The 20816-nt window shown below is 62.7% G+C and carries 20 protein-coding genes; 11 read left to right on the top strand and 9 right to left on the bottom strand.

Annotation, left to right across the window (positions count from 1 at the left end; genetic code table 11):
• Positions 1-115: 115 nt before the first annotated feature.
• A complete protein-coding gene (locus NKI29_RS01405; protein ID WP_352754786.1) occupies positions 116-1021 on the top strand; it encodes an SDR family oxidoreductase in 906 nt (301 codons plus the stop codon).
• Between the two features lie 53 nt (positions 1022-1074).
• Here the strand turns inward: NKI29_RS01405 and NKI29_RS01400 are convergent, their stop codons facing one another.
• A complete protein-coding gene (locus NKI29_RS01400; RefSeq protein ID WP_031212847.1) occupies positions 1075-1821 on the bottom strand; it encodes a cytochrome c biogenesis CcdA family protein in 747 nt (248 codons plus the stop codon).
• Positions 1822-2008: 187 nt separating this feature from the next.
• On the opposite strand from NKI29_RS01400, the gene NKI29_RS01395 reads away from it, so the two are divergent.
• From NKI29_RS01395 to rpmG, 9 genes are all read left to right on the top strand, one after another.
• Complete coding sequence (locus NKI29_RS01395; RefSeq protein WP_352568795.1) at positions 2009-2386, top strand: COG4315 family predicted lipoprotein; 378 nt, start codon at positions 2009-2011, stop codon at positions 2384-2386.
• A gap of 448 nt (positions 2387-2834) precedes the next feature.
• Positions 2835-5450 carry a type I DNA topoisomerase gene (gene topA, locus NKI29_RS01390; RefSeq protein ID WP_352455651.1) on the top strand — a complete coding sequence of 872 codons (2616 nt, stop codon included), beginning with the start codon at positions 2835-2837 and terminating at the stop codon, positions 5448-5450.
• Positions 5451-5456: 6 nt separating this feature from the next.
• Positions 5457-7763, top strand: a complete 2307-nt coding sequence (gene rnr / locus NKI29_RS01385; RefSeq protein WP_502896617.1) for a ribonuclease R — start codon at positions 5457-5459, stop codon at positions 7761-7763.
• Complete coding sequence (locus NKI29_RS01380) at positions 7763-8215, top strand: DUF983 domain-containing protein (protein WP_023679976.1); 453 nt, start codon at positions 7763-7765, stop codon at positions 8213-8215. Before rnr ends, NKI29_RS01380 begins: the two co-directional genes overlap by 1 nt.
• Before the next feature lie 72 nt (positions 8216-8287).
• On the top strand, positions 8288-9022 hold the full coding sequence (locus NKI29_RS01375) for an NUDIX hydrolase (protein ID WP_352455650.1): 735 nt from the start codon (positions 8288-8290) through the stop codon (positions 9020-9022).
• 16 nt (positions 9023-9038) lie between these two features.
• On the top strand, positions 9039-10214 hold the full coding sequence (locus tag NKI29_RS01370; RefSeq protein WP_023679978.1) for an MFS transporter: 1176 nt from the start codon (positions 9039-9041) through the stop codon (positions 10212-10214).
• Between the two features lie 109 nt (positions 10215-10323).
• Entirely contained in the window at positions 10324-10785 is a 462-nt protein-coding gene (locus tag NKI29_RS01365; RefSeq protein ID WP_352455649.1) for a YqfO family protein, read from the top strand.
• Between the two features lie 51 nt (positions 10786-10836).
• Positions 10837-11205, top strand: a complete 369-nt coding sequence (locus NKI29_RS01360; RefSeq protein ID WP_352455648.1) for a YybH family protein — start codon at positions 10837-10839, stop codon at positions 11203-11205.
• Between the two features lie 319 nt (positions 11206-11524).
• The gene (gene rpmG, locus NKI29_RS01355) at positions 11525-11692 is read left to right on the top strand and encodes a 50S ribosomal protein L33 (RefSeq protein WP_006201775.1); all 168 of its coding nucleotides are present in this window, start codon (positions 11525-11527) and stop codon (positions 11690-11692) included.
• A 68-nt stretch (positions 11693-11760) separates the two neighbouring features.
• Here the strand turns inward: rpmG and NKI29_RS01350 are convergent, their stop codons facing one another.
• The 8 genes from NKI29_RS01350 to NKI29_RS01315 all read right to left on the bottom strand — a co-directional run bounded on the left by NKI29_RS01350 (position 11761) and on the right by NKI29_RS01315 (position 20330).
• A complete protein-coding gene (locus NKI29_RS01350) occupies positions 11761-12828 on the bottom strand; it encodes an ABC transporter ATP-binding protein (RefSeq protein WP_352646436.1) in 1068 nt (355 codons plus the stop codon).
• A gap of 4 nt (positions 12829-12832) precedes the next feature.
• Positions 12833-13681 (bottom strand): carbohydrate ABC transporter permease, encoded by an 849-nt coding sequence (locus NKI29_RS01345; protein ID WP_352455646.1) that lies wholly within the window; start codon positions 13679-13681, stop codon positions 12833-12835.
• Positions 13681-14604, bottom strand: a complete 924-nt coding sequence (locus NKI29_RS01340) for a carbohydrate ABC transporter permease (protein ID WP_352455645.1) — start codon at positions 14602-14604, stop codon at positions 13681-13683. The genes NKI29_RS01345 and NKI29_RS01340 overlap by 1 nt, the downstream gene beginning before the upstream one ends.
• 214 nt (positions 14605-14818) lie before the next feature.
• Positions 14819-16096, bottom strand: coding sequence for an ABC transporter substrate-binding protein (locus tag NKI29_RS01335; protein WP_031212851.1), 1278 nt, complete (start codon positions 16094-16096; stop codon positions 14819-14821).
• Positions 16097-16125: 29 nt separating this feature from the next.
• Complete coding sequence (locus NKI29_RS01330; protein ID WP_352646433.1) at positions 16126-17313, bottom strand: PLP-dependent transferase; 1188 nt, start codon at positions 17311-17313, stop codon at positions 16126-16128.
• On the bottom strand, positions 17310-18044 hold the full coding sequence (locus NKI29_RS01325) for a FadR/GntR family transcriptional regulator (RefSeq protein ID WP_023679986.1): 735 nt from the start codon (positions 18042-18044) through the stop codon (positions 17310-17312). The genes NKI29_RS01330 and NKI29_RS01325 overlap by 4 nt, the downstream gene beginning before the upstream one ends.
• Before the next feature lie 462 nt (positions 18045-18506).
• Positions 18507-19880, bottom strand: coding sequence for a PleD family two-component system response regulator (locus tag NKI29_RS01320; RefSeq protein ID WP_352568801.1), 1374 nt, complete (start codon positions 19878-19880; stop codon positions 18507-18509).
• A gap of 33 nt (positions 19881-19913) precedes the next feature.
• Positions 19914-20330: a response regulator gene (locus NKI29_RS01315; RefSeq protein ID WP_348625950.1), complete on the bottom strand. Its 417-nt coding sequence runs from the start codon at positions 20328-20330 to the stop codon at positions 19914-19916.
• 172 nt (positions 20331-20502) lie between these two features.
• Between NKI29_RS01315 and NKI29_RS01310 the strand changes: the two genes are divergently transcribed.
• Entirely contained in the window at positions 20503-20802 is a 300-nt protein-coding gene (locus NKI29_RS01310) for a DUF3572 domain-containing protein (protein ID WP_352568802.1), read from the top strand.
• Positions 20803-20816 lie beyond the last annotated feature (14 nt).

Below are 20816 nucleotides of genomic sequence, written 5' to 3'. Positions count from 1 at the left end.
GATTGCGAAGATAATACGGACTTTACCGCATAGATCGTATTTTCTCAAGCGCCTATCACGACACAACTGAGCCGCGAAAATGGTCGTGGTCAGAAACGAACAAGGAGAAGTCGTGATGCGTGTTTTCGTTACCGGAGCGACCGGATTCGTCGGTTCTGCCGTCGTTCAAGAACTCATCGGCGCCGGCCATCAGGTGCTCGGCCTCGCCCGCTCGGCGGCGTCGGCCAAGTCGCTTGCAGCCACCGGAGCCGAGGTGCATCGAGGTGACCTCGAAGACCTCGAAAGCCTCAGCAGGGGCGCAGCGGCAGCTGATGGAGTGATCCATACCGGCTTCAACCACGACTTCTCGAAATTCGCGCAAAATTGCGAGATGGACCGGCGCGCCATCGAGGCCTTGGGCGGTGCACTCGAAGGCTCCGAGCGGCCCCTGCTCGTCACCTCCGGAACCGCGCTCCAGGCGCGGGGCCGTATCGCGACCGAGGAAGATGCGCCTGTCCCCTCTTCCGCTTCGTATCCCCGCGCCTCCGAAGCGACAGCCGCCGCGCTGGCGGCACACGGCGTGCGCGCGTCGGTTGTGCGCCTTCCTCCGTCGGTCCATGGCCAGGGCGACCACGCCTTCGTTCCTATTCTCATCGACCTCGCTCGCAAGAAGGGCGTGTCGGCCTATATCGGCGAAGGGCTCAATCGCTGGCCTGCCGTGCATCGGTTCGATGCCGCCCGCGTTTACCGGCTTGCGCTCGAGCATGGAGCCGATGGCGGGCGATATCACGCGATCGCCGAAGAAGGCGTGCCGTTCAAGGACATCGCCGGCGTGATCGGCCGGCGCCTGAACGTGCCGGTCGTCGCCAAGTCCGCGGAAGAAGCCGCCGATCATTTTGGCTGGTTCGCGATGTTCGCGGCGATGGATGTCCCGACCTCGAGCGAGCGGACTCGCGCGCTGCTGGGGTGGGCGCCGAGCGGACCCGGGCTCATCGCCGATATCGACCAGCCGGGCTATTTCGAAGGTGAATGGACCGCGTAGCTGCGGTGCCTTGCGCCGCAGCTACGGCCTCGCGCTTCGGCCGGGCGGCAAACCTATCCCAATTGCCCCAGCACCGGAAAATTCTCGAGCAACCAATAGGACACCGCCTGCACGCCGCCGGTCAGGAAAAACACGCCGGCGACCACCAGCAACGCGCCGATGGCCTTTTCGACGCGGCCGAGATGGACGCGGAATTTCCCGAGAAAGCGCATGAAGGCGCCTGAAAACAGCGCCGCAACGAGGAAGGGAATACCGAGGCCGAGCGAATAGGCGGCAAGCAGCAGCGCGCCCTCGCCCACCGTCTCGCGGCCGCCGGCAAGCGTCAGGATCGGCCCCAGCACCGGGCCGATACAGGGCGTCCAGCCAAAGGCGAAGGCCAGGCCCATTACGTAAGCGGCGATCAGGCTGGCCGGCTTGCCTTGTGACTGGAAGCGCGCCTCGCGTGAAAGCAAAGGGATGCGCAGTACGCCGAGGAAATTCAGCCCCATCAGGATGATCAGCACGCCGGCCGCCATTGCCAGCGGCTCCTGCCAGACTCGCAGCAGATGGCCGATGGTCGAGGCGCCGGCGCCGAGCGCGACGAAGACGGTCGAGAAGCCGAGCACGAAGGCGATGGAGGAATTAACCAGCGCGCCTCGCGCACCGGCCTTTGCCGTAATGCCGGCCTCGCCGCGGAAATCGTCGACCGACACGCCGGCCATATAGCACAGGTACGGTGGCACCAGCGGCAGCACGCAAGGCGACAGGAACGAAATCGCTCCCGCCCCGATCGCACTGACATAGCCGACGTCCAATGCCATTTCCGTCTCCCGATGACTGCGCAGCCATATAGCCGCGACAACAGCTGTCCGCCAATCACCATCGCGTGGCCCCATCACATTGGGTAGCAAGTCGACGCCCGCCCGGGAAGAAAGGGCAGCCAGGCAGCGTTGATCATACGAAGCTGCGTTGTTCCGCGCGCTTTTCGAATGATCCAGGGAGAAATCCATGAAAACGATCGCAACTGGCATGGCCGCGCTTTTGCTCGGCACTGCCGCATCCTTCGCCGCCGAGGCGTGGAAGGAAGCGGAGGTCGGCGGCACCAAGATCTACACCGACGCCAGCGGCATGACGCTCTACACCTACGACAAGGACGAGGCGGGCAAGTCGAACTGCTACGACAAATGCGCCGCCAATTGGCCGCCGCTGAAGGCTGACGCCAACGCCAAGGCCGAGGGCGAGTGGACGATCGTCGACCGCACCGACGGCACCAGGATGTGGGCCTACGAAGGTAAGCCGCTCTACACGTTCATCAAGGACAAGAAGGCCGGCGACGTGACCGGCGAGGGTGTCGGCGGCGTCTGGCATATCGCCAAGGCCGACTAGGCCTTGAGCTTCTGATCGGCTGTAACCGGCGGTAACACGGCTGGTCGCTGGGAACTCGACCCAACCGCCCCGGCGGCCAGCTTTTCAGCACGGTACTTCCTTGCGACTGTCCGAGCAAAATGCCGGGCTACCGATTGCGCGCTTCACAGCATCTGTTCAAGCAGGGCTGGCGCGTGCTCGATGTTTCTCTTATATCCGCGGGAGAGTTTGTCCCGTTCTCCAGGATCAATTGCCGGGCTTGTCCAGTGATAGGCTGGCCATTTCCCTTATCCAGGATTGCGGAAAATCGCATGGCGCGCCGCTGGGTTGCGCATTCGGTACAGGGCCGCATTTTGACTGCTTGGCCTTGACCGGATGCAAAAGCGCGGCCATGTGAGCGACACATTGAACGAGATTTCGTCGCGCGCAGCGGAATTCTTCTGCCGCATCACAACTGATATGAGACCGTATGGACGTCGTCGTCGTCGAATCGCCGGCCAAGGCGAAGACAATCAACAAATACCTCGGCAAGAACTACAAGGTTCTGGCCTCGTTCGGCCATGTCCGCGATCTGCCGGCCAAGGATGGCTCGGTGCGTCCGGATGAGGACTTTGCCATGTCCTGGGCCGTCGACACCGCGTCTGGAAAGCGTCTCGCCGATATTGCCAAGGCGGTCAAGGACGCCGACGGGCTGATCCTCGCCACCGATCCGGACCGCGAGGGCGAAGCGATCTCCTGGCATGTCCTGGAAGTGCTGAAGCAAAAGCGCGCGTTGAAGGACAAGCCGGTCAGCCGCGTCGTCTTCAACGCCATCACCAAGGCGTCCGTGCTGGAGGCGATGGCCAATCCGCGCCAGATCGACGCGCCGCTGGTCGATGCCTATCTCGCCCGCCGCGCGCTCGACTATCTCGTCGGCTTCACGCTGTCGCCCGTGCTGTGGCGCAAGCTGCCCGGCGCCCGCTCCGCCGGCCGCGTCCAGTCGGTGGCGCTGCGTCTGGTCTGCGACCGCGAATCCGAGATCGAGCGCTTCATCCGCGAGGAATACTGGCAGGTCGCCGCCATTCTCGGTACGCCGCGCAAGGAAAATTTCGAGGCGCGGCTGACCGCCTTCGAGCGCAAGAAGCTGCAAAAGCTCGACATTTCTAACAAGGCGCAGGCCGACGACATCAAAGCGATGCTCGAAGGCGCCAGCTTCAAGGCGGCGTCTGTCGAAGCGAAGCCGACCAAGCGCAATCCCGGGCCGCCCTTCACCACCTCGACGCTGCAGCAGGCAGCCTCATCGGGTCTCGGCTTTTCGGCCAACCGCACCATGCAGGTGGCGCAGCGGCTCTATGAGGGCATGGAGATCGGCGGTGAGACCACCGGCCTGATCACCTATATGCGGACCGATGGCGTGCAGATGGCACCGGAGGCGATCTCTGCCGCACGCGATGCGATTGCCAAGGAATTCGGCCCTAAATACCTGCCTGAAAAGCCGCGCTACTATTCCGCCAAGGCCAAGAATGCCCAGGAGGCGCACGAAGCGATCCGTCCGACCGATTTCATGCGCACGCCGGCTTCCGTCAAGCAGTATCTCGACGCCGACCAGGCGCGGCTTTACGAGATGATCTGGAAACGCGCCATCGCCAGCCAGATGCAGCCGGCCGAGATAGAGCGCACCACGGTCGAGATAGAGGCAGTCAACGGCCCGCGCACCGCCGAGCTTCGCGCTGTAGGCTCGGTTGTTCGCTTCGACGGCTTCCTTGCCGCTTACATCGAGCAGAAGGAAGAAGATTCGGAAGACGAGGAAAGCCGCCGCCTGCCCGAGATCCGTGCCGGCGAGCAGCTCACACGCGAGGCGATCAACGCCACCCAGCACACCACCGAGCCGCCGCCGCGTTATTCGGAAGCTTCGCTGATCAAGAAGCTGGAAGAGTTGGGCATCGGCCGGCCGTCGACTTATACGGCGATCCTGAAGACGCTCGAGGATCGTGACTATGTCACCATCGACAAGCGCAAGCTGGTGCCGCAGGCAAAGGGCCGGCTATTGTCGGCCTTCCTCGAAAGCTTCTTCGAGCGTTATGTCGAGTACGACTTCACCGCTTCGCTGGAGGAAAAGCTCGACGAGATTTCCGACGGCAAGCTCGCATGGAAGGACGTGCTGCGCGATTTCTGGAAGGATTTTTCCGGCGCCGTCGCCGACATCAAGGAGTTGCGCGTCACCGACGTCCTCGATGCATTGAACGAGGAACTGGCGCCGCTGGTCTTTCCCGCGCGCGAAGACGGTTCGAACCCGCGTATCTGTCCGAAATGCGGCACCGGCAACCTGTCGCTGAAGCTCGGCAAGTTCGGCGCCTTCGTCGGCTGTTCGAACTATCCCGAATGCTCCTTCACCCGCCAGCTCGGCGACGCCGCCAATCCCAATGGCGAGAACGGCGGTGGTGAAGACGGCACCAAAGTGCTCGGCAAGGACCCCTATACCGCCGAGGAGATCACGCTGCGCAATGGCCGGTTCGGCCCCTATATCCAGCGCGGCGACGGCAAGGATGCCAAGCGTTCCAGTCTGCCCAAGGGCTGGACGGTCGATTCGATCGATCACGAAAAGGCGCTCGCCTTGTTGTCGCTGCCGCGCGACGTCGGCAAGCATCCGGAATCCGGCAAGATGATTTCGGCCGGGCTGGGGCGCTACGGGCCGTTCGTGCTGCATGACGGCACCTACGCCAATCTCGACAGCATCGAGGACGTGTTCTCGATCGGCCTCAATCGCGCCGTCTCGGTGATCGCCGAGAAGCAATTGAAGGGCAAAGGCGGCCGCAATGGCGGCACAGCCGCTGCGCTCAAGGAACTGGGCGAGCATCCTGCCGGCGGCGGCAAGATAGTCGTGCGCGACGGCAAATACGGGCCTTATGTGAATTTCGGCAAGGTCAATGCGACGCTGCCGAAGGGCAAGGATCCGCAATCGGTGACGATCGAGGATGCGGTGGCGCTCATTGCGGAAAAGGAAGCCAAGGGCGGCAACGGCGCCAGGAAGCCCTTCCGCAAAGCGGCCGCGCCTGCGAAGAAACCGGCTGCGGCCAAAAAACCGGCGGCCAGGAAAAAGGGATAGGACGGATTGGCGCGCAAAGTCTCCGGAAGAAGCCACGGCGATCTGCGCACCGCCGATACCCGTGCCAAGGTCAGGGACAATTACCGGCCTTCACGCGACGAGATACTGCGTTACATCGCCGAAAATCCGGACCGCGCCGGAAAACGCGACATCGCCAAGGCGTTTGCGCTACGCGGCGAAGACCGTATCTGGCTGAAGGACGTCTTGCGCGACCTGCAGGATGAAGGCCTGCTGACCAAGGAGCGCAAGCGGCTTGCCCGTGTCGGCGCCCTGCCCCACGTCGCGGTGCTCGACATCTTCGGCCGTGACGCCGACGGTGTGCTGCTGGCGCACCCGACCGAAGCGATCGGCAATGGCGAACCTCCGGTCATAGCGATCCGCGTGTCGCGCGGCGGCAATGGCCCGACGCCGGGCATCGGCGACCGCGTGCTGGCCAAGACCTTTCCGACCGACGATCCGGCAGGCCCGGCCTATACCGGCCGGGTGATGAAGATATTCGAGAAGCGCACCGATGCGGTTCTCGGCGTTTTCCGTGTGCTGAAGGACGGCACGTTCCGCATCGAGCCGGTGGAAAGGCGTCAGCCGGAGCTGGTCGTCGACAAGGAATTCCAGAACGGCGCCAAGAACGGCGACCTGGTCGAGGTCGAGCCGGCGCGGGCCTCGCGCTACGGGCTGCCGCGAGCCAAGGTTCTGGCGGTGTTGGGGTCGCTGACCAGCGAAAAGGCGGTCTCGATGATCGCCATCCACGCACACGACATTCCGCATATTTTCCCCGCCGACGTTATCGCCGAGGCGGAGGCGGTCAAGCCGGCGACGCTTGCCGGCCGCGAGGATTGGCGCGAGCTGCCGCTGCTCACCATCGATCCGGCCGACGCCAAGGATCATGACGACGCGGTGTTCGCTATGCCCGACACCGACGAGAAGAACGCCGGCGGCGTGGTTGTCACCGTCGCCATTGCGGATGTCGCTGCATACGTGCGCTATGCCACGGCGCTCGATCGCGAAGCGCTGAAGCGCGGCAATTCGGTCTATTTCCCCGACCGCGTCGTGCCGATGCTGCCGGAGCGCATCTCGAACGACCTCTGTTCACTGCGCGAAGGCCAGGATCGTCCGGCGATAGCGGTGCGGATGACTTTCTCGGCCGATGGCCACAAACTCAGACACTCCTTCCATCGCGTCATGATGAAGTCGGCGGCGAAACTCGCCTATCAGCAGGCGCAAGCGGCGATCGACGGCGCACCGGATGACACGACTGGCCCGATCCTCGATACGGTGCTGAAGCCGCTATGGGACGCCTACGCGATCCTGAAGCGCGGCCGCGACACGCGCCAGCCGCTTGAGCTCGATCTGCCCGAGCGCAAGATCCTGCTCAAGCAGGACGGCACCGTCGACAAGGTCGTCGTGCCGGAGCGGCTCGACGCGCACAAGCTGATCGAAGAGTTCATGATCCAGGCCAATGTCGCCGCCGCCGAGACACTCGAGGCGAAGCGCCAGGCGCTGGTCTACCGCATCCACGATGCGCCCTCGCTCGCCAAGCAGGAATCGTTGCGTGAATTCCTGCAGACGCTCGGCATGTCGCTGGCGCGCGGCGCGCAAATGCGGCCGAACCAGTTCAACGGCATCCTCGCTCGCGTGCGCGGCGCCGACAATGAGGGGCTGGTCAACGAAGTGGTGCTGCGCTCGCAGAGCCAGGCCGAATATTCGCCCGCCAATATCGGCCATTTCGGCCTCAACCTGAAGCGCTACGCGCATTTCACCTCGCCGATCCGCAGATATGCCGACCTGATCGTGCATCGCGGGCTGATTGCCGCACTCGGCCTTGGTCCGGGGGGCCTGACGCAGGACGAGGCGGAGCGGCTGGAAGAGGTCTCGGCGCTGATTTCGGCGACCGAGCGGCGCGCGATGGCCGCCGAGCGCGACACGGTCGACCGGCTGATCGCCGCCTATCTCGCCGAGCGCATCGACGACCGTTTCGACGCCCGCATCTCGGGCGTCACCAAATCGGGCCTGTTTGTCCAATTGCCGCAGTATGGCGCGGATGGCTTCATTCCGGTTTCAACCCTGGGCGGCGACTACTATATATACGACGAAACTGCTCGATCGCTTTTCGGAGAACGCACCGGCAAGGGCTATCAGCTTGCTGATCGCGTCGAGGTTCGCCTGATCGAGGTGGCGCCGATGGCCGGCGCGATGCGTTTCGAGATGCTGACCGAGCCAAAGCCGCTGCCCGGCTCCAAACGGTCGTTCCACAAGGCCAAAGGCCGCGCCCGGGCGTCGCAATCGCGTCCAGGCTCGCGCGGCAGGAGACGGTAATGCCAACAGAACTGCAGGTGGAAGAACGGATTTTCGGCGGCGAACATCACTCGGGCCGGACCGCCCGGCCGCTATGGACGGCAATGAAGCGCGGCATGCTCGGCCGCTGCCCGCATTGCGGCGAGGGCAAGCTGTTTCGCGCCTTCGTCAAGACCGTCGACAAATGCGATCATTGCGGCGAGGAACTTCACCACCATCGCGCCGACGACCTGCCGGCCTATCTTGTGGTGGTCATTGTCGGCCACATCGTGCTCGGCGCCTTCATGGGTGTCGAAGCGACCTCGACGCTGTCGACCTGGCAGCACATCGCCATCTGGGTGCCATTGACCATCATTCTCGCCGTCGTCCTGCTGCAGCCAGTCAAGGGCGCTGTCATCGGCCTGCAATGGGCATTTTATATGCACGGCTTTGGCGGTGAAGAAGATCTGATCGAGTCGCATCCCGAGGCTTGAAACCGAGGCTGGCGCAATCGGCATGGCTGGACGCCACTTCCGCATCGGAGAAGATTCCGCTAGGTCGAGCGCATGGACGTTATGACCAAGGCGGAAATCGACAAGGTTGAGCGGATCGCGCTCGATGCCAAGCCTATACGCCCGCGCGACGCCGCGACGCTGATCCTGCTCGACCGCAAGGGCGACGAATTCCTGGTGCTGATGGGCCGGCGCCACGCCCGTCATGCCTTCATGCCGGGAAAATTCGTGTTTCCCGGCGGCCGCACAGATCCGGCCGACAGCCGCATCCCGATAGCCACCGCACTTCATCCCGAGGAAGAAGCGAGATTGACCGCTGGCATCGGCCGCACCAGCCCGGCTCGCGCCCGCGCCATTGCCTTGTCGGCAATCCGCGAAGCCTATGAGGAGGCCGGCCTGCTGATCGGTCAAAAAGGCGTGTTCGCAACCGCCAGGCGCGACTGGCAGGGCTTTGTCGAACACGGCGTCATCCCATCACTGCAAGCGCTGCGCTTCGTCGCACGCGCCATCACCCCGCCCAACCGGGTGCGCCGCTTCGATACGCGCTTTCTCGCCGCATGGCGCGACGATGTCGCCGTGCAACTGCCGGATGGCGGTCCGACCGACGAGTTGGAAGACGTCGTTTGGCTGCCGCTGGCCAAGGCCCGGCAAGCCGATATTCCAGACATCACGCGCACGGTCCTGGAGGAGCTGGAAACCCGGCTCGCCCGGGATCCGCTGCTGAGCCCCGGCGGTCCCGTGCCGTTCTACCGGCTTGTCCGCAATCGCTTCGTCCGCGAAATTCTCTAGAGCAGCCAGGCATTCCATGACAGTCGATATCCAGCCGCAGGGCAAGGAACGCGTACACTGGCTGCCGATGGTCGCGGCGATCTCGTCGATCAGCGTCGTCGGCATTGCCATCGGCCTTGGCATGCCGCTGCTCAGCGTGATCCTGGAAACGCGTGGCCATTCCGCGTCGATGATCGGTCTCAACACCGCGGTCGCCGGCCTCGCCTCTATCGCCGGCGCGCCGCTCGCCACTCCGCTTGCCATGCGGTTCGGGGTCGCCTGGACGATGCTTGCCATGATTGCGGCCGGAGCGCTGGCCTTTGTCGGTTTCCATTTCGCGCCAGCTTTCTGGATGTGGTTTCCGCTGCGCGTGCTGCTGCATATCGCGCTGACGGTGCTGTTCATCCTGTCGGAATTCTGGATCAGCACCTCGGCGCCGCCACACCGGCGCGGACTGGTCCTCGGCATCTATGCCACCGTGCTGTCTCTCGGCTTTGCCGCCGGGCCTTGGCTGTTCGCCCATCTCGGCAGCAGTGGCTTCCTGCCCTTCGGCGTTACCATCGCCTTGGTTACGCTCGCTGCCATACCGGTCCTGGCGGCACGCAACGAGAGCCCGACGATCGTCTCGGACGGCGAAACCAGCAATTTCCTGCGTTACATCTGGCTGGTGCCGACGGCAACCGCCGCCGTGCTGGTGTTCGGCGCGGTCGAGACCGGCGGCTTTGCACTGTTCCCGGTCTACGGTAGCCGCATCGGCTACTCAGAGGCGGACGCCGCCCTTTTGCTCACCATGATCGGGCTTGGCAATGTGCTGTTGCAGATCCCGATCGGCATGATCAGCGACCGCGTCAGCGACCGCCGCTATCTGCTGATGGCCTGTGCCACTGTCGGGCTTGCCGGCACGGTCTTCATGCCGTTCTTCGCGCATAACTGGCATTTGATGGCAGCGCTTCTGTTCATCTGGGGCGGTGTGGTCGCCGCTATGTATACAATCGGTCTTGCTCACCTCGGCTCCCAGCTTTCCGGCCACGAACTGGCCTCCGCCAACGCCGCCTTCGTTCTCTGCTACGGCGTCGGCATGGTGCTTGGCCCGCAGGCAATCGGCATCGGCATGGACGCTTTCGGGCCGTCGGGCTTCGGTTGGGCGCTCGGCCTGTTCTTCGCCTGCTATATCGTGCTGGTCGGCACCAGGCTGCTCCGCAAAATCCTCTGAGTCGGCCCAGCTGCCGACATCGCTCCCACTGCTGACCAACTCCTGACACAACCATGTCAGGAGGGCTCGAGTATATGCTCCCCCAAAATGCATAGCAGGGAGACCTCGGATGATCGATAGTGGCTTTGAAACGAAATCGCTGCGGATGGAATTGCTGCTGCTGGTGACCTTTCAGGCACCGGCAGCCGATGTCGACCGCATCATGGAGGCGGTGGTCGCGATCGTACCGCTCGGAATGGGCAAATATGACAGCAATGCTTTCCAGTCGGCGGACGGCATCGAACGCTACCGGCCGCTTGAAGGTGCCGCCGCCGGCGCCGAGACGGAATTGCGCAGGCGGCCAGGGACTGTCGAGGTGTCGTTCGAACTGCCTGACGACCAGAAGCTCGCCGCTCGCGTCGTCGAAGCGATTTACCAGGTTCACAGCTATCAGGAGCCGGTGATCCGCATTCAGCCACTGCTTGCCAGCCGCTCCAAGGGTCTCGACGACCGCGCCAACCCGAACCGCTGGTGGAACACGACGGGAGACTGGAAGAAGGCGTTGCAACGGGAAACCGTCGCGGCGGAGTGACCGGAACCTGGTCGTATCTCGGTTTGAATTTGGCTGTCAGGAAGCCTGCCGATGAATGATGAAGCAAACCGCAAACCGGCAAGCGATCCCCAGGACCTGGCGCGGCTATTGGTTTCTCGCGAGCAAGCGGGAGACGCGGAAGGAATGGCTGCTCTTTACGAACCCGGTGCCATCCTCGCTACCGGCAACGGACAGTTGGCCTGCGGCAGAGATGCCATCCGCCGATTTTACGCCAAGTTGGTGGCAGCGGGACGAAAGTTTGATCTCGGAGATCAGCGTCCGGCTATCATCAACAGGGATTTGGCGCTCACTTCCACGCGCCTTGCCGATGGCACCGTTACTGCGGAAATCGCTCGCCGGCAAGGTGACGGGAACTGGCTTTGGGTGATCGATCAGCCGTCCATCGCTCGATACTCATAGCTAGCATTCAAACTGAGACGCCACCCGGAGGACGGCCGGAGGCACACAGGAGCCTCCCGCGGCTGTCGGCACCCAATCAAATTGTCGGGTTTTGGTAGCACATCAATGTCCGCTTCGTCCCCAGCCTCCATCGGCTGGCAATAAACCCGGACAACTCATGTGCTACCTAATCCGGACAACTCATCTGCTTACGACACAGAACCTGGACAAGGGTTGACTTTCCGGGCGCGTTCTTTATGTGTCGCGGCAAGTTTCCCGCGTCCGGGTGTTTCCCGTGCTCCAGCGGCCAAAACTCCACGAACATTAACGGACGAACATCATGGCCAAAGCCGCAAACATCAAGATCAAGCTTCTGTCGACCGCCGACACCGGTTTCTTCTACGTGACCAGCAAGAACAGCCGCACCAAGACGGACAAGCTGTCGTTCCGCAAATACGACCCGGTCGCCAAGAAGCACGTCGAATTCAAGGAAACCAAGATCAAGTAATCGGGGTTTTCTCTCGCGGTACCGAAACGCCGCCTTCCGGGCGGCGTTTTTCATTTCGGGATGCAGGATTAGCCGATGCGATCGCCGCTTGCCGGATCGAACAGATGGAGCGATGCCGGATCAGCCGATAGGCGCACGGCCTCACCCGGCTTCACGCTGGCCCGGCCCATGGCAAACACGCAGACCTGCTGGCCGGCAAGCCCGGCATAGAACTGGGTGGACAGGCCGAGCGGCTCCACGACACCCACCTCGCCCTTCAGCGCGCCATTGTCGGCGAGCCGGATATGCTCGGGCCGCAAGCCGACGGTGATCGCATCGCCATCCCTGAGCGGCAAGCCGTCCGGCAGCCTCAGCTTCTGGCCGTCGGCCAGGATGGCATCCGGCTTGGCGCCCTTTTCAACCACGGCAGGCAGAAAATTCATGCCGGGCGAGCCGATGAACCCGGCGACGAACATGTTGACCGGCCGGTCGTACAGATCGAGCGGCACACCGACCTGCTGGACGAGGCCGTCATGCATGACGACGATGCGGTCGGCCATTGTCATCGCTTCGGTCTGGTCGTGGGTGACATAGACCGAAGTGGTCTTCAATTGCTGGTGCAGCGCCTTGATCTCGGCACGCATGTGAACGCGCAGCTTGGCATCGAGGTTCGAAAGCGGCTCGTCGAAGAGAAAGACCTTCGGGTCGCGCACGATGGCACGGCCCATGGCGACGCGCTGACGCTGGCCGCCAGACAATTGCCGCGGCAGGCGCTGCAGAAACGCACCGAGCCCGAGCCGCTTGGCGGCACTGTCCACCCTTGCATCGATCGCCGGCTTGCCGGCCTTTCTCAGCATCAGGCTGAAACCCATGTTCTTCGACACGTCCATGTGCGGATAGAGCGCGTAGGACTGGAACACCATGGCAATGTCGCGGTCCTTTGGCGCAATGTCGTTGACCAGGCGCTCACCAATATGGATTTCGCCGTCGGAGACTTCCTCCAGCCCGGCGATCATACGCAGCAGTGTCGATTTCCCGCAGCCGGACGGGCCGACCAGAACGACGAACTCGCCGTCGGCGATTTCGAGATCGACCGCGTGCAGAACGCGCACGGCTCCATAGTCTTTGCGGACTTTGTCGAGTGTAACGGAGGCCATCGATCTATCCCTTGACGGCACCGGCGGTAAGGCCGGTGACGAGGTAGCGTTGCAGGAAGGCAAAGAAGACGCAGACCGGGATCAGCGCCAGGATGGAAGCAGCCATCATCTGTCCCCAGTCGACCGCGAATTTGCCGATATAGGTGAGCAGGCCGACCGCGAAGGTCTTCTGGTCGTCGCTGGAAATCAGCATCAGCGCAAACAGCAACTCGCTCCAGGCGGCGGTAAAGACGAAGCCGAGCGTCGCGCCCATGCCGGGTAGCGTCAGCGGCACGATCACCTTGCGCATCGCCTGCAGGCGCGTGCAGCCGTCGATCATGGCTGCCTCTTCCAGGTCTCGCGGGATGCCGTCGAAGAAAGATTGCATCAGGAAGGTCGCAAAGGCCGTATTGAACGCGGTGTAGATGATGACGAGGCCGGTCAGGCTGTTGATGAGGCCGATCTGTCCCATGATGCGGTAGATCGGCGGAATGACCATCACCAGCGGAAAAGTCTGGGTGAGCAAAAGCAGGATGGCCAGGGTCGCCTTGCCGCGGAAGGAAAATCGCGACATGGCGTAGCCGGCCAGCGTGGCAATGACCGTTACGAAGGCTGCCGTCGACACCGAAACGATAACGCTGTTCAGGAAATAGCGCGGAAAATCGGTGGCTTCGAGCACGGTGACGAAGTTCTGCAGCGTCGTTTGCGACGGCCAGAAAGTGATGCCTTCGGAATAGAGCAGCCGCTCCGGCGTGACCGAGATCTTCAACGTCCAGAAGATCGGGAACAGCGCGAAGGCCATATAGGCGGCGATGGCGCCGTAAAGGCCGATGCCGCCGAGAATGCGCGAGGAGACGGAGCGTCCGGCAATCATCAGACGTGCCTCACCAGCGATCGGCGGATGCCTATCAGCGCAATCGCATAGACGATGAGCAGCACAAGCAGCAGCACCGCCACCGCCGAGGCATAGCCCTTATCCAGTGACTTGAACGCGCTGACATAGATATAGACCGGCACCGTGGCGGTCGAACCGGCAGGCCCGCCTTCGGTCATGACGAAGATCAGGTCGGCGAATGTGGCGATCCATATCGTGCGCAGCATGACGGTAATGACGATGGTCGGCGCCAGGAACGGCAGCGTCACCTTGGTGAAGCGCTGCCACGGCGAGGCGCCGTCGATCGCCGCCGCCTCATGCAGTTCTGACGGGATCGACTTCAACGCCGCCAAAAGCGTGACGGCAAAAAAGGGAATGCCGAACCAGACATTGGCGACGATCGGCCCCCACATGGCTGTCGAGGGATCGGAGAGCACGTTGGTTGGCTCGGCTTTCAGCCCCAAGGCGTAGAGCCAATGCGGCAGCGGCCCGATGATCGGGTTGAACAGCCAGGCCCAGGTCAGGCCCGAGAGGAAGGACGGTACCGCCCAAGGCAGGAACACCACGGCCTGCACGATCTTTCTGCCCCGGAACGGCGTATCGAGCAGCAGCGCCAGGCCAAGTCCAAGGAAAAATTGGAAGAACAGGCTGGCTGCCGTCCACCATAGCGTGTTGACGAGCGCCTGCCCGAGCACAGGATCCGACAGCATCGCCTGATACTGCCCAAGCCCGACATATTCGGATTTGAAAGCGGAGAATTTGCGGAACGAGTAGCCGACACCGATAACCAGCGGCACCAGGAGCACGACGACCAGCAGCGCGATCGCCGGGCTGAGATAGAGCCAAGGCTCGATCGCGGCATGGGATAGCCGCTTCTTTCGCGGCCTGCCGGCGGATCGGATTTCGGACACGGCATAGGTCATTGGTACTTGATCGTCTCCTGGGTAAGCACGGGCTGGCGACAGCGCCTTCCCCGTTTACGGGGAGATGCCGGTCCACCCTCCGCAGCTGCAGCGCAGCTGCTGCGGAGGACGGGCAGGCAGATGAGAAGCAGCGCGAGCCAAGTCGGGTTGGCGCCGCCCCTCATCCGTCACGTCGTGACACCCCCTCCCCGTGAACGGGGAGAAGGAACAAAAGCTATTTCTTGTTCTTGGCCAGCCAGTCCTGCTGTTCCTTGGTCAGGAACTTGGCCCATTCGTCGGCCACGTCCTTGGCCGCCTTCTGGCCAAGAAGCACTTCCTGAAAATTCTTGATCGCCACCTGGTCTACGAAATTGCCAAGGTTTTCCAGATGCGTCGGAGGCGTCACCATCTCGTATTTGTCGCCGTTGTTCAGTTCCTCGAACCAGCCTTTGAACTGCTCGGTCCTGAAGTGGGCGTCCTGGTCGGCGCCGTTGTGGATTGGAATGACACCGACTTCCTTTGCCCATTCCAGATTGTCCTTGGGCGACAACAGCGTCGCCATCAGCTTCCAGGCATCGTCCTTGTGCTGGGAATTGGCGAACATCGCCCAGCCGGCATAACCGAGCGTCGGATAGGATTTGCCGCTCGGCCCGACCGGCATCGGTGCCACGGCGAAGTCGTCGGCGCTCATCTTGTCGGCGATGCCGAGCAGCGCGTCGGGATCCTGGTTCAGCATGGCGCAGGTGCCGCTGTAGAAGCCGGTGACGGTCTCGTTAAAACCCCAGCTCACCGCATCTTTCGGCGCCAGGCCGTTCTTGTACATGTCGGCGAGCATCTGCAGGCCCTTGACCGAGCCTTCCTCGTTGATGGTCGAGGTGCCGTCCTCGTTGAAATAGCCGCCCTTGCCGGCTGCGATGTTCATGAACATATGCATGCCGTTGAAGGCGCCCGGGCCGCCGCGCAGGCAGTAGCCGTATTTGCCCGGTATCGCCGAGATTTTTTTGGAGTCCTCGACGAATTCATCGAGCGTCGCCGGCGGACCGTCCAGACCGGCCTCCTTGAACAGCTTCTTGTTCCAGAACAGCGCGTTCAGGTAATAGCCGTAAGGGATCATGTACTGCTTGTTATCGACCGTCGAGCCGAACTGCTTGGCACGCTCGCCCAGCGTTTTGGCATCGTCCCATTTGGCCATGTATGGCCCGAGATCCTCGAGCTGGCCGTTGGTCGCATAGAGACCCATCCAGCGTTCCGGCATCTCGACGATGTCGGGCGTGTCGCCGGCCTGCACCATGGTGAGGAACTTCTCGAACGCCTGGCCCCAGGGCAGCGATACCAGCTCGACCTTGACACCCGGATTGGCCGCCTCGAATTCGGCGATCTGCTTCTTGAGGAATTCGGTACGCGGCGGGCTGGTGATGACCTCGACCATCTTGACCGTGGAATCGGCCAGCACGCTGCCGGCGGAAATCGCCAGACCCGCGACGGCACCAAGAAGGATGCTCAGTTTTTTCATGTTCAGCACTCCCATTTTGAACGGCTCCTTTATCTTTTTGCTCTGTCGAAGGCCCGGGCAACATCCGCCCACAGGTCTTCGACACTTTCCAATCCGACACTGAAGCGGATGGTTCGTGGGCTGACGCCGAAGCGCGCCATCGAATTCAGGCCCGGCGTCTGCTCGAGCGAGGCCTTTGCCGGAACGACCAGGCTTTCATGGCCGCCCCAGCTGACGCCGATGCGAAAGAGTTTCAGCGCATCGACGAAAGCCGGGATGTCGACGTCTTCCGTCACTTCGAACGAGAACAGCCCGGCATAGCCGGCAAGCGTCGCCTTGCCTGGATGGTTGGAATAGGCCGGGTGGTTGACCCGCTCGACATGGTCATGCGCTTTCAGCCGTTCGGCGATGGTCAGCCCGCTCTTCATGTGATGCGGCAACCGCAGCGGCAATGTGCGCAGGCCACGCAGCAACAGCCAGGCCTCGAAAGGCGAAAGTTTGCCGCCGAGATAGGAATAGGTCTGCTCGTTGATATGTCGGATATGGGCGGCCGAACCGGCCACCACACCGGCAACGGTGTCGCTGTGGCCGCCGAGATATTTCGAGGCCGAATGCAGCACCAGGTCGACACCGTGCGAAATCGGCTTCTGGAACACCGGCGTCGCCCAGGAATTGTCGATCGAGGTGATGATGCCCTGCTCTTTGGCCAGCCGCGCCAGGTGGGTTATGTCCTGGAGCTCGAACATCATCGACGTCGGGCTTTCCAGGTAGAGCAGCTTGGCGCCGGGAAGTGCTGCCGCGACCGCGTCCGGATCGGAACCGTCGACATAGTCGACCTTGATGTTGAGCCGTGGCAAAAGCCGTTCGAACAGCCGGTAGGCATCGCCGTAGCAATTGCGCACGACAACCATGCGCTCACCGGCACCGACGAAAGCAAGCACCGTGGCGCTGATCGCCGCCATGCCGCTGGAAAAGCCGCGCGCGGCCTCCGCGCCTTCGAGAGCGGCGACACGCGCCTCGAACTCCATGACCGTCGGGTTGTCGCCGCGCGAATAGATCGGCTGACGTCGCCTGCCGGCGAATGTGTCGGCCATCTCGGAATAGTTGGCGAAGGTGAAGAGCGAAGTCTGGTAGATCGGCGGGACCACCGCGCCGCCGGGGAAAGGCTCGTCATGGGCGAGAAGCGTCGCTGCCTCGGCGAGATAGTCGTTTTCGAAACCGGCGGGATGATCGCTCATTTCTGGCCTGAAAGTTCGAGTTTGGCCGCGCCGCGCTTCAGATCGTCCTCGACGGTGGCGATCAGCTTGAGCGCCTCGGCCCGGGCCCCCTCCGGATCGTGCGCGGCGATGCGTTCGTAGATGGTGCGGTGGTAAGGAAAGCTGGCGTGGCCGAAATCACGCACGCCGAGCGGATGCTCCCAGAAACGATGGAACAGTTCGTGCATGGCGGCGATGATCTGCTCGAACAGCGGATTGCCGGAACTGCGGTAGATCGACTGATGGAATTCCCAGTCCTCCTCCGCCGACATCCCGGCGCGGGTGTGGAAGGCCTGCTCCATAATGTCGAGCTTGCGCCCGATCTCGACGAGATCTGCCTGGCCCGCGCGGACGGCGCACAGGGCGGCGGCTTCCGCTTCCAGTGCCCGGCGGATTTCCAGCGTCTGCATCAGGCTGGTGAAATCATTGCCGCCGGCCAGCGTCAGCGGCATGTGCAGCATGTCCAGCGAGACCACTCCCTTGAGATAGGTGCCGCTGCCTTGCCGCCGTTCGACCAGGCCGAGCCCTTCCCAGCGCGTCAGCGCCTCGCGCACGGTGTTGCGGCTCACCTTGAGGCGCTCGGCAAGGATGCGTTCGGTCGGCAGTCTCTGGCCGGGCCCGAGAGCTTCCCGCATCACAAAGCCGGCCAGCGCCTTGAGCACCGCGTCGTCGCGAGCAGTTGCCTGTATGGGGGAAAGGCCGAATTCGGTCATGCCAACGGGTCACCAAATGGCTCAATGGTCCAACCAATTTCTGCATAGAAGACGGGCCCTGTCAACCGACTGCGGGCGCATACGCTCTGCCCAGCCGGCTATTTCAAAGGGCGCTGTCGCTGCCGTAACAAAAACCAAGCGTTTTCCGGGTCTTGGCGTAGAATCCTGATGTATTTTGAAAATTGGGGGCCGGCCGGCGTTTGGCAGCGGTACGAGGAGGCCACTATGTGCCAGCGCCGGCCGGCCGACCCCACGGACCCAGGAGATGCGGCGGACCTGAGCATCATGGGGTATTCTTCGGGTCGAACCGGCGATCTAGCCTCGTGCCGGTTACGTCTAAGGGCTGCACATTTGCGCAACAACTTATGGAAATCAACCGTTTCTTAACCAAGCCTCGCAAATCGCTTAGATTAAGGTAAATTCGTAACCTTGTCGCGTTGACCGGGCAATTGGTGTTCGGTGCTAAGCCGCCTTGGCGACGACGCGATTGCGGCCGCCGCTCTTGGCTTCGTAGAGCGCGAGGTCGGCGCGTTTCATCAGCGCCGAGACCGTGTCTACCCCCTTCAGCACCGACGACACGCCGACGCTGACGGTGACTTCGACGGCCTTGCCTTCGGTGCCGACGGCAAACGGCAGCTGGGCGATTTCGGCGCGAATGCGCTCGGCGACCTTTTCGGCTACCGCGCCGTCGGTGTCCGGCATCACCACGACGAACTCCTCACCGCCGAAGCGGCAGGCCAGGTCGATGCCGCGCACATTCTTGCGCAGCCGCCGCGCGAATTCGCGCAGCACGTCGTCGCCGCCGTCATGGCCATGCGCGTCGTTGATGCTCTTGAAGCGGTCCAGATCGGTGATCATCACCGACAGCGGCCGGCGCCGTGCCACGGCGCGGTCGAACAGCGTCTGCAGATGGCTGTCGAGATAGCGGCGGTTGTGCAGGCCGGTCAGGGCATCGGTCACCGCCATCTCGATGGTCTGGGTGACGCTGGCGCGAAGCTGGTCGTTGTAGCGCTTGCGGCGCACCTGCGTACGCAGCCGCGCGGTCAGCTCCTGCTGGTCGATCGGCCGCATCAGATAATCGTTGATGCCGAGTTCGAGGCCGCGGATGATACGCCCCTCCTCGCCCTCGTCCGCCAGAAGGATGATCGGCAGGAAACGGGTGCGATCGAGCGAGCGCAATTGCGAGCAGAGCCTCAGCGGGTCGAAATCGGCGAAGGCCGTCGAGATCATCACGCATTCATACGGCTGCTCGGCGGCCTGGAAGAAGCCGGCATGCGGATCTTTGGCGACGTCGAGATCGGCACTGCCGCGCAGCATCTTCTGGATGCGCTCGAACGAGGATTTGCGCTCGTCGACCAGCAGCACCTTCGGCACCGCATCGTCAGTAGCGAAGTTGCGGCTCAAAAGCTCCTCGATGCCGATATTGCGTGTCGTCGAGGCGCGCAGCCGCAGCTCGTCGGTCAGCGATTTCAGCCTGACCAGGCTCTTGACGCGCGTCATCAGTTGCAGATCGTTGACCGGCTTGGTCAAAAAATCGTCGGCGCCGGCCTCGAGGCCGCGCACCCGGTCCGAAACCTGGTCGAGCGCGGTGATCATCACGACAGGGATGTGCGATGTCGCCGGGTCGCCCTTCAGCCGCCGGCAGACCTCGAACCCGTCCATATCGGGCATCATCACGTCGAGCAGCACGACGTCGACCTTGCCGTTCTCGCAGATCTCGATCGCGTCCGGCCCGTTGGTGGCGGTCAGGACCTCGAAATATTCGGCGAGCAGCCGAACCTCCAGCAGCCTGACATTTGCTGGGATGTCGTCGACGACGAGGATCCGCGCGGTCATTTCACAAAGCTCCGGCTCGGCTGGAAAGATACATCAGGCATCGCCCAGGTAGGATTTGATGGTTTCGATGAAACGCGGCACCGAGATCGGCTTGGAGATATATGCCTCGCAGCCGCCCTGGCGAATGCGCTCCTCGTCCCCCTTCATCGCGAAGGCGGTGACGGCGATGACCGGGATGACGTGGAGATCATCGTCCTCCTTCAGCCATTTGGTGACCTCGAGGCCCGACACTTCCGGCAGCTGGATGTCCATCAGGATGAGGTCCGGCCTGTGCTGCCGCGCCAGATCCAGCGCTTCCAGGCCGTTGCGTGTGCGCACCGTCTCGTAGCCGCTCGCTTCGATGAGGTCGCGAAAGAGCTTCATGTTGAGCTCGTTGTCTTCGACGATCATAACCTTCTTTGGCATCGATTTCCCGTCCCGGCTGGCCTTCCACTCGAAGGGTGCCGTCATGCGCCCCTTGTCGGCACGCACCAAACCTGTTCCCACTATACGGCAATATGATTGACGAAACGGAAACCGGTCGCCCTAAAAGCGTTCGGATTCCAGGTCGGCGAGCTTGCTGCCGGCGACACTTGCCACTACTGCGAAAACAGAACGATTCCGCCCATGAAGGAAGGTAGCGATGGCAAACGCAGCGTCAATGCGCGAGGAAGCGGAAACGGTTGCCGTAAAGGCGTTGGGCTTCGTCGCCGCCGATTCGGAACTTCTGCCCCGCTTCCTGGCGATCACCGGCATCGAAGCCCATTCCATCCGCCGGGCGGCGGGCGAGCCGGGATTCCTGGCCGGCGTGCTGCAGTTCATCCTTGCCCACGAGCCGACGTTGATGCGTTTTTCCGAGGAGACCGGAACGCCGCCCGCCGCAGTCGGCAAGGCATTGCGGGCGCTGCCGCTCGGCGACGACAATCATGAGCATTCGATATAAGCGGCGATCCCGAG

It is taken from the genome of Mesorhizobium sp. M0678, from assembly GCF_040320505.1.
Classification (GTDB): Bacteria; Pseudomonadota; Alphaproteobacteria; order Rhizobiales; family Rhizobiaceae; genus Mesorhizobium.
Note: the sequence above shows the minus strand (reverse complement) of the source record. Positions and strands in the feature narration are given on the sequence as shown.

Excerpts from the sequence above, each read along its gene's own strand:
- NKI29_RS01405 (WP_352754786.1), top strand. The coding sequence starts at position 116 with ATGCGTGTTTTCGTTACCGGAGCGACCGGATTCGTCGGTTCTGCCGTC.
- NKI29_RS01400 (WP_031212847.1), bottom strand. The coding sequence starts at position 1,821 with ATGGCATTGGACGTCGGCTATGTCAGTGCGATCGGGGCGGGAGCGATT.
- NKI29_RS01395 (WP_352568795.1), top strand. The coding sequence starts at position 2,009 with ATGAAAACGATCGCAACTGGCATGGCCGCGCTTTTGCTCGGCACTGCC.
- topA (WP_352455651.1), top strand. The coding sequence starts at position 2,835 with ATGGACGTCGTCGTCGTCGAATCGCCGGCCAAGGCGAAGACAATCAAC.
- NKI29_RS01380 (WP_023679976.1), top strand. The coding sequence starts at position 7,763 with ATGCCAACAGAACTGCAGGTGGAAGAACGGATTTTCGGCGGCGAACAT.
- NKI29_RS01375 (WP_352455650.1), top strand. The coding sequence starts at position 8,288 with ATGGACGTTATGACCAAGGCGGAAATCGACAAGGTTGAGCGGATCGCG.
- NKI29_RS01370 (WP_023679978.1), top strand. The coding sequence starts at position 9,039 with ATGACAGTCGATATCCAGCCGCAGGGCAAGGAACGCGTACACTGGCTG.
- NKI29_RS01365 (WP_352455649.1), top strand. The coding sequence starts at position 10,324 with ATGATCGATAGTGGCTTTGAAACGAAATCGCTGCGGATGGAATTGCTG.
- NKI29_RS01360 (WP_352455648.1), top strand. The coding sequence starts at position 10,837 with ATGAATGATGAAGCAAACCGCAAACCGGCAAGCGATCCCCAGGACCTG.
- rpmG (WP_006201775.1), top strand. The coding sequence starts at position 11,525 with ATGGCCAAAGCCGCAAACATCAAGATCAAGCTTCTGTCGACCGCCGAC.
- NKI29_RS01350 (WP_352646436.1), bottom strand. The coding sequence starts at position 12,828 with ATGGCCTCCGTTACACTCGACAAAGTCCGCAAAGACTATGGAGCCGTG.
- NKI29_RS01345 (WP_352455646.1), bottom strand. The coding sequence starts at position 13,681 with ATGATTGCCGGACGCTCCGTCTCCTCGCGCATTCTCGGCGGCATCGGC.
- NKI29_RS01340 (WP_352455645.1), bottom strand. The coding sequence starts at position 14,604 with ATGACCTATGCCGTGTCCGAAATCCGATCCGCCGGCAGGCCGCGAAAG.
- NKI29_RS01335 (WP_031212851.1), bottom strand. The coding sequence starts at position 16,096 with ATGAAAAAACTGAGCATCCTTCTTGGTGCCGTCGCGGGTCTGGCGATT.
- NKI29_RS01330 (WP_352646433.1), bottom strand. The coding sequence starts at position 17,313 with ATGAGCGATCATCCCGCCGGTTTCGAAAACGACTATCTCGCCGAGGCA.
- NKI29_RS01325 (WP_023679986.1), bottom strand. The coding sequence starts at position 18,044 with ATGACCGAATTCGGCCTTTCCCCCATACAGGCAACTGCTCGCGACGAC.
- NKI29_RS01320 (WP_352568801.1), bottom strand. The coding sequence starts at position 19,880 with ATGACCGCGCGGATCCTCGTCGTCGACGACATCCCAGCAAATGTCAGG.
- NKI29_RS01315 (WP_348625950.1), bottom strand. The coding sequence starts at position 20,330 with ATGACGGCACCCTTCGAGTGGAAGGCCAGCCGGGACGGGAAATCGATG.
- NKI29_RS01310 (WP_352568802.1), top strand. The coding sequence starts at position 20,503 with ATGGCAAACGCAGCGTCAATGCGCGAGGAAGCGGAAACGGTTGCCGTA.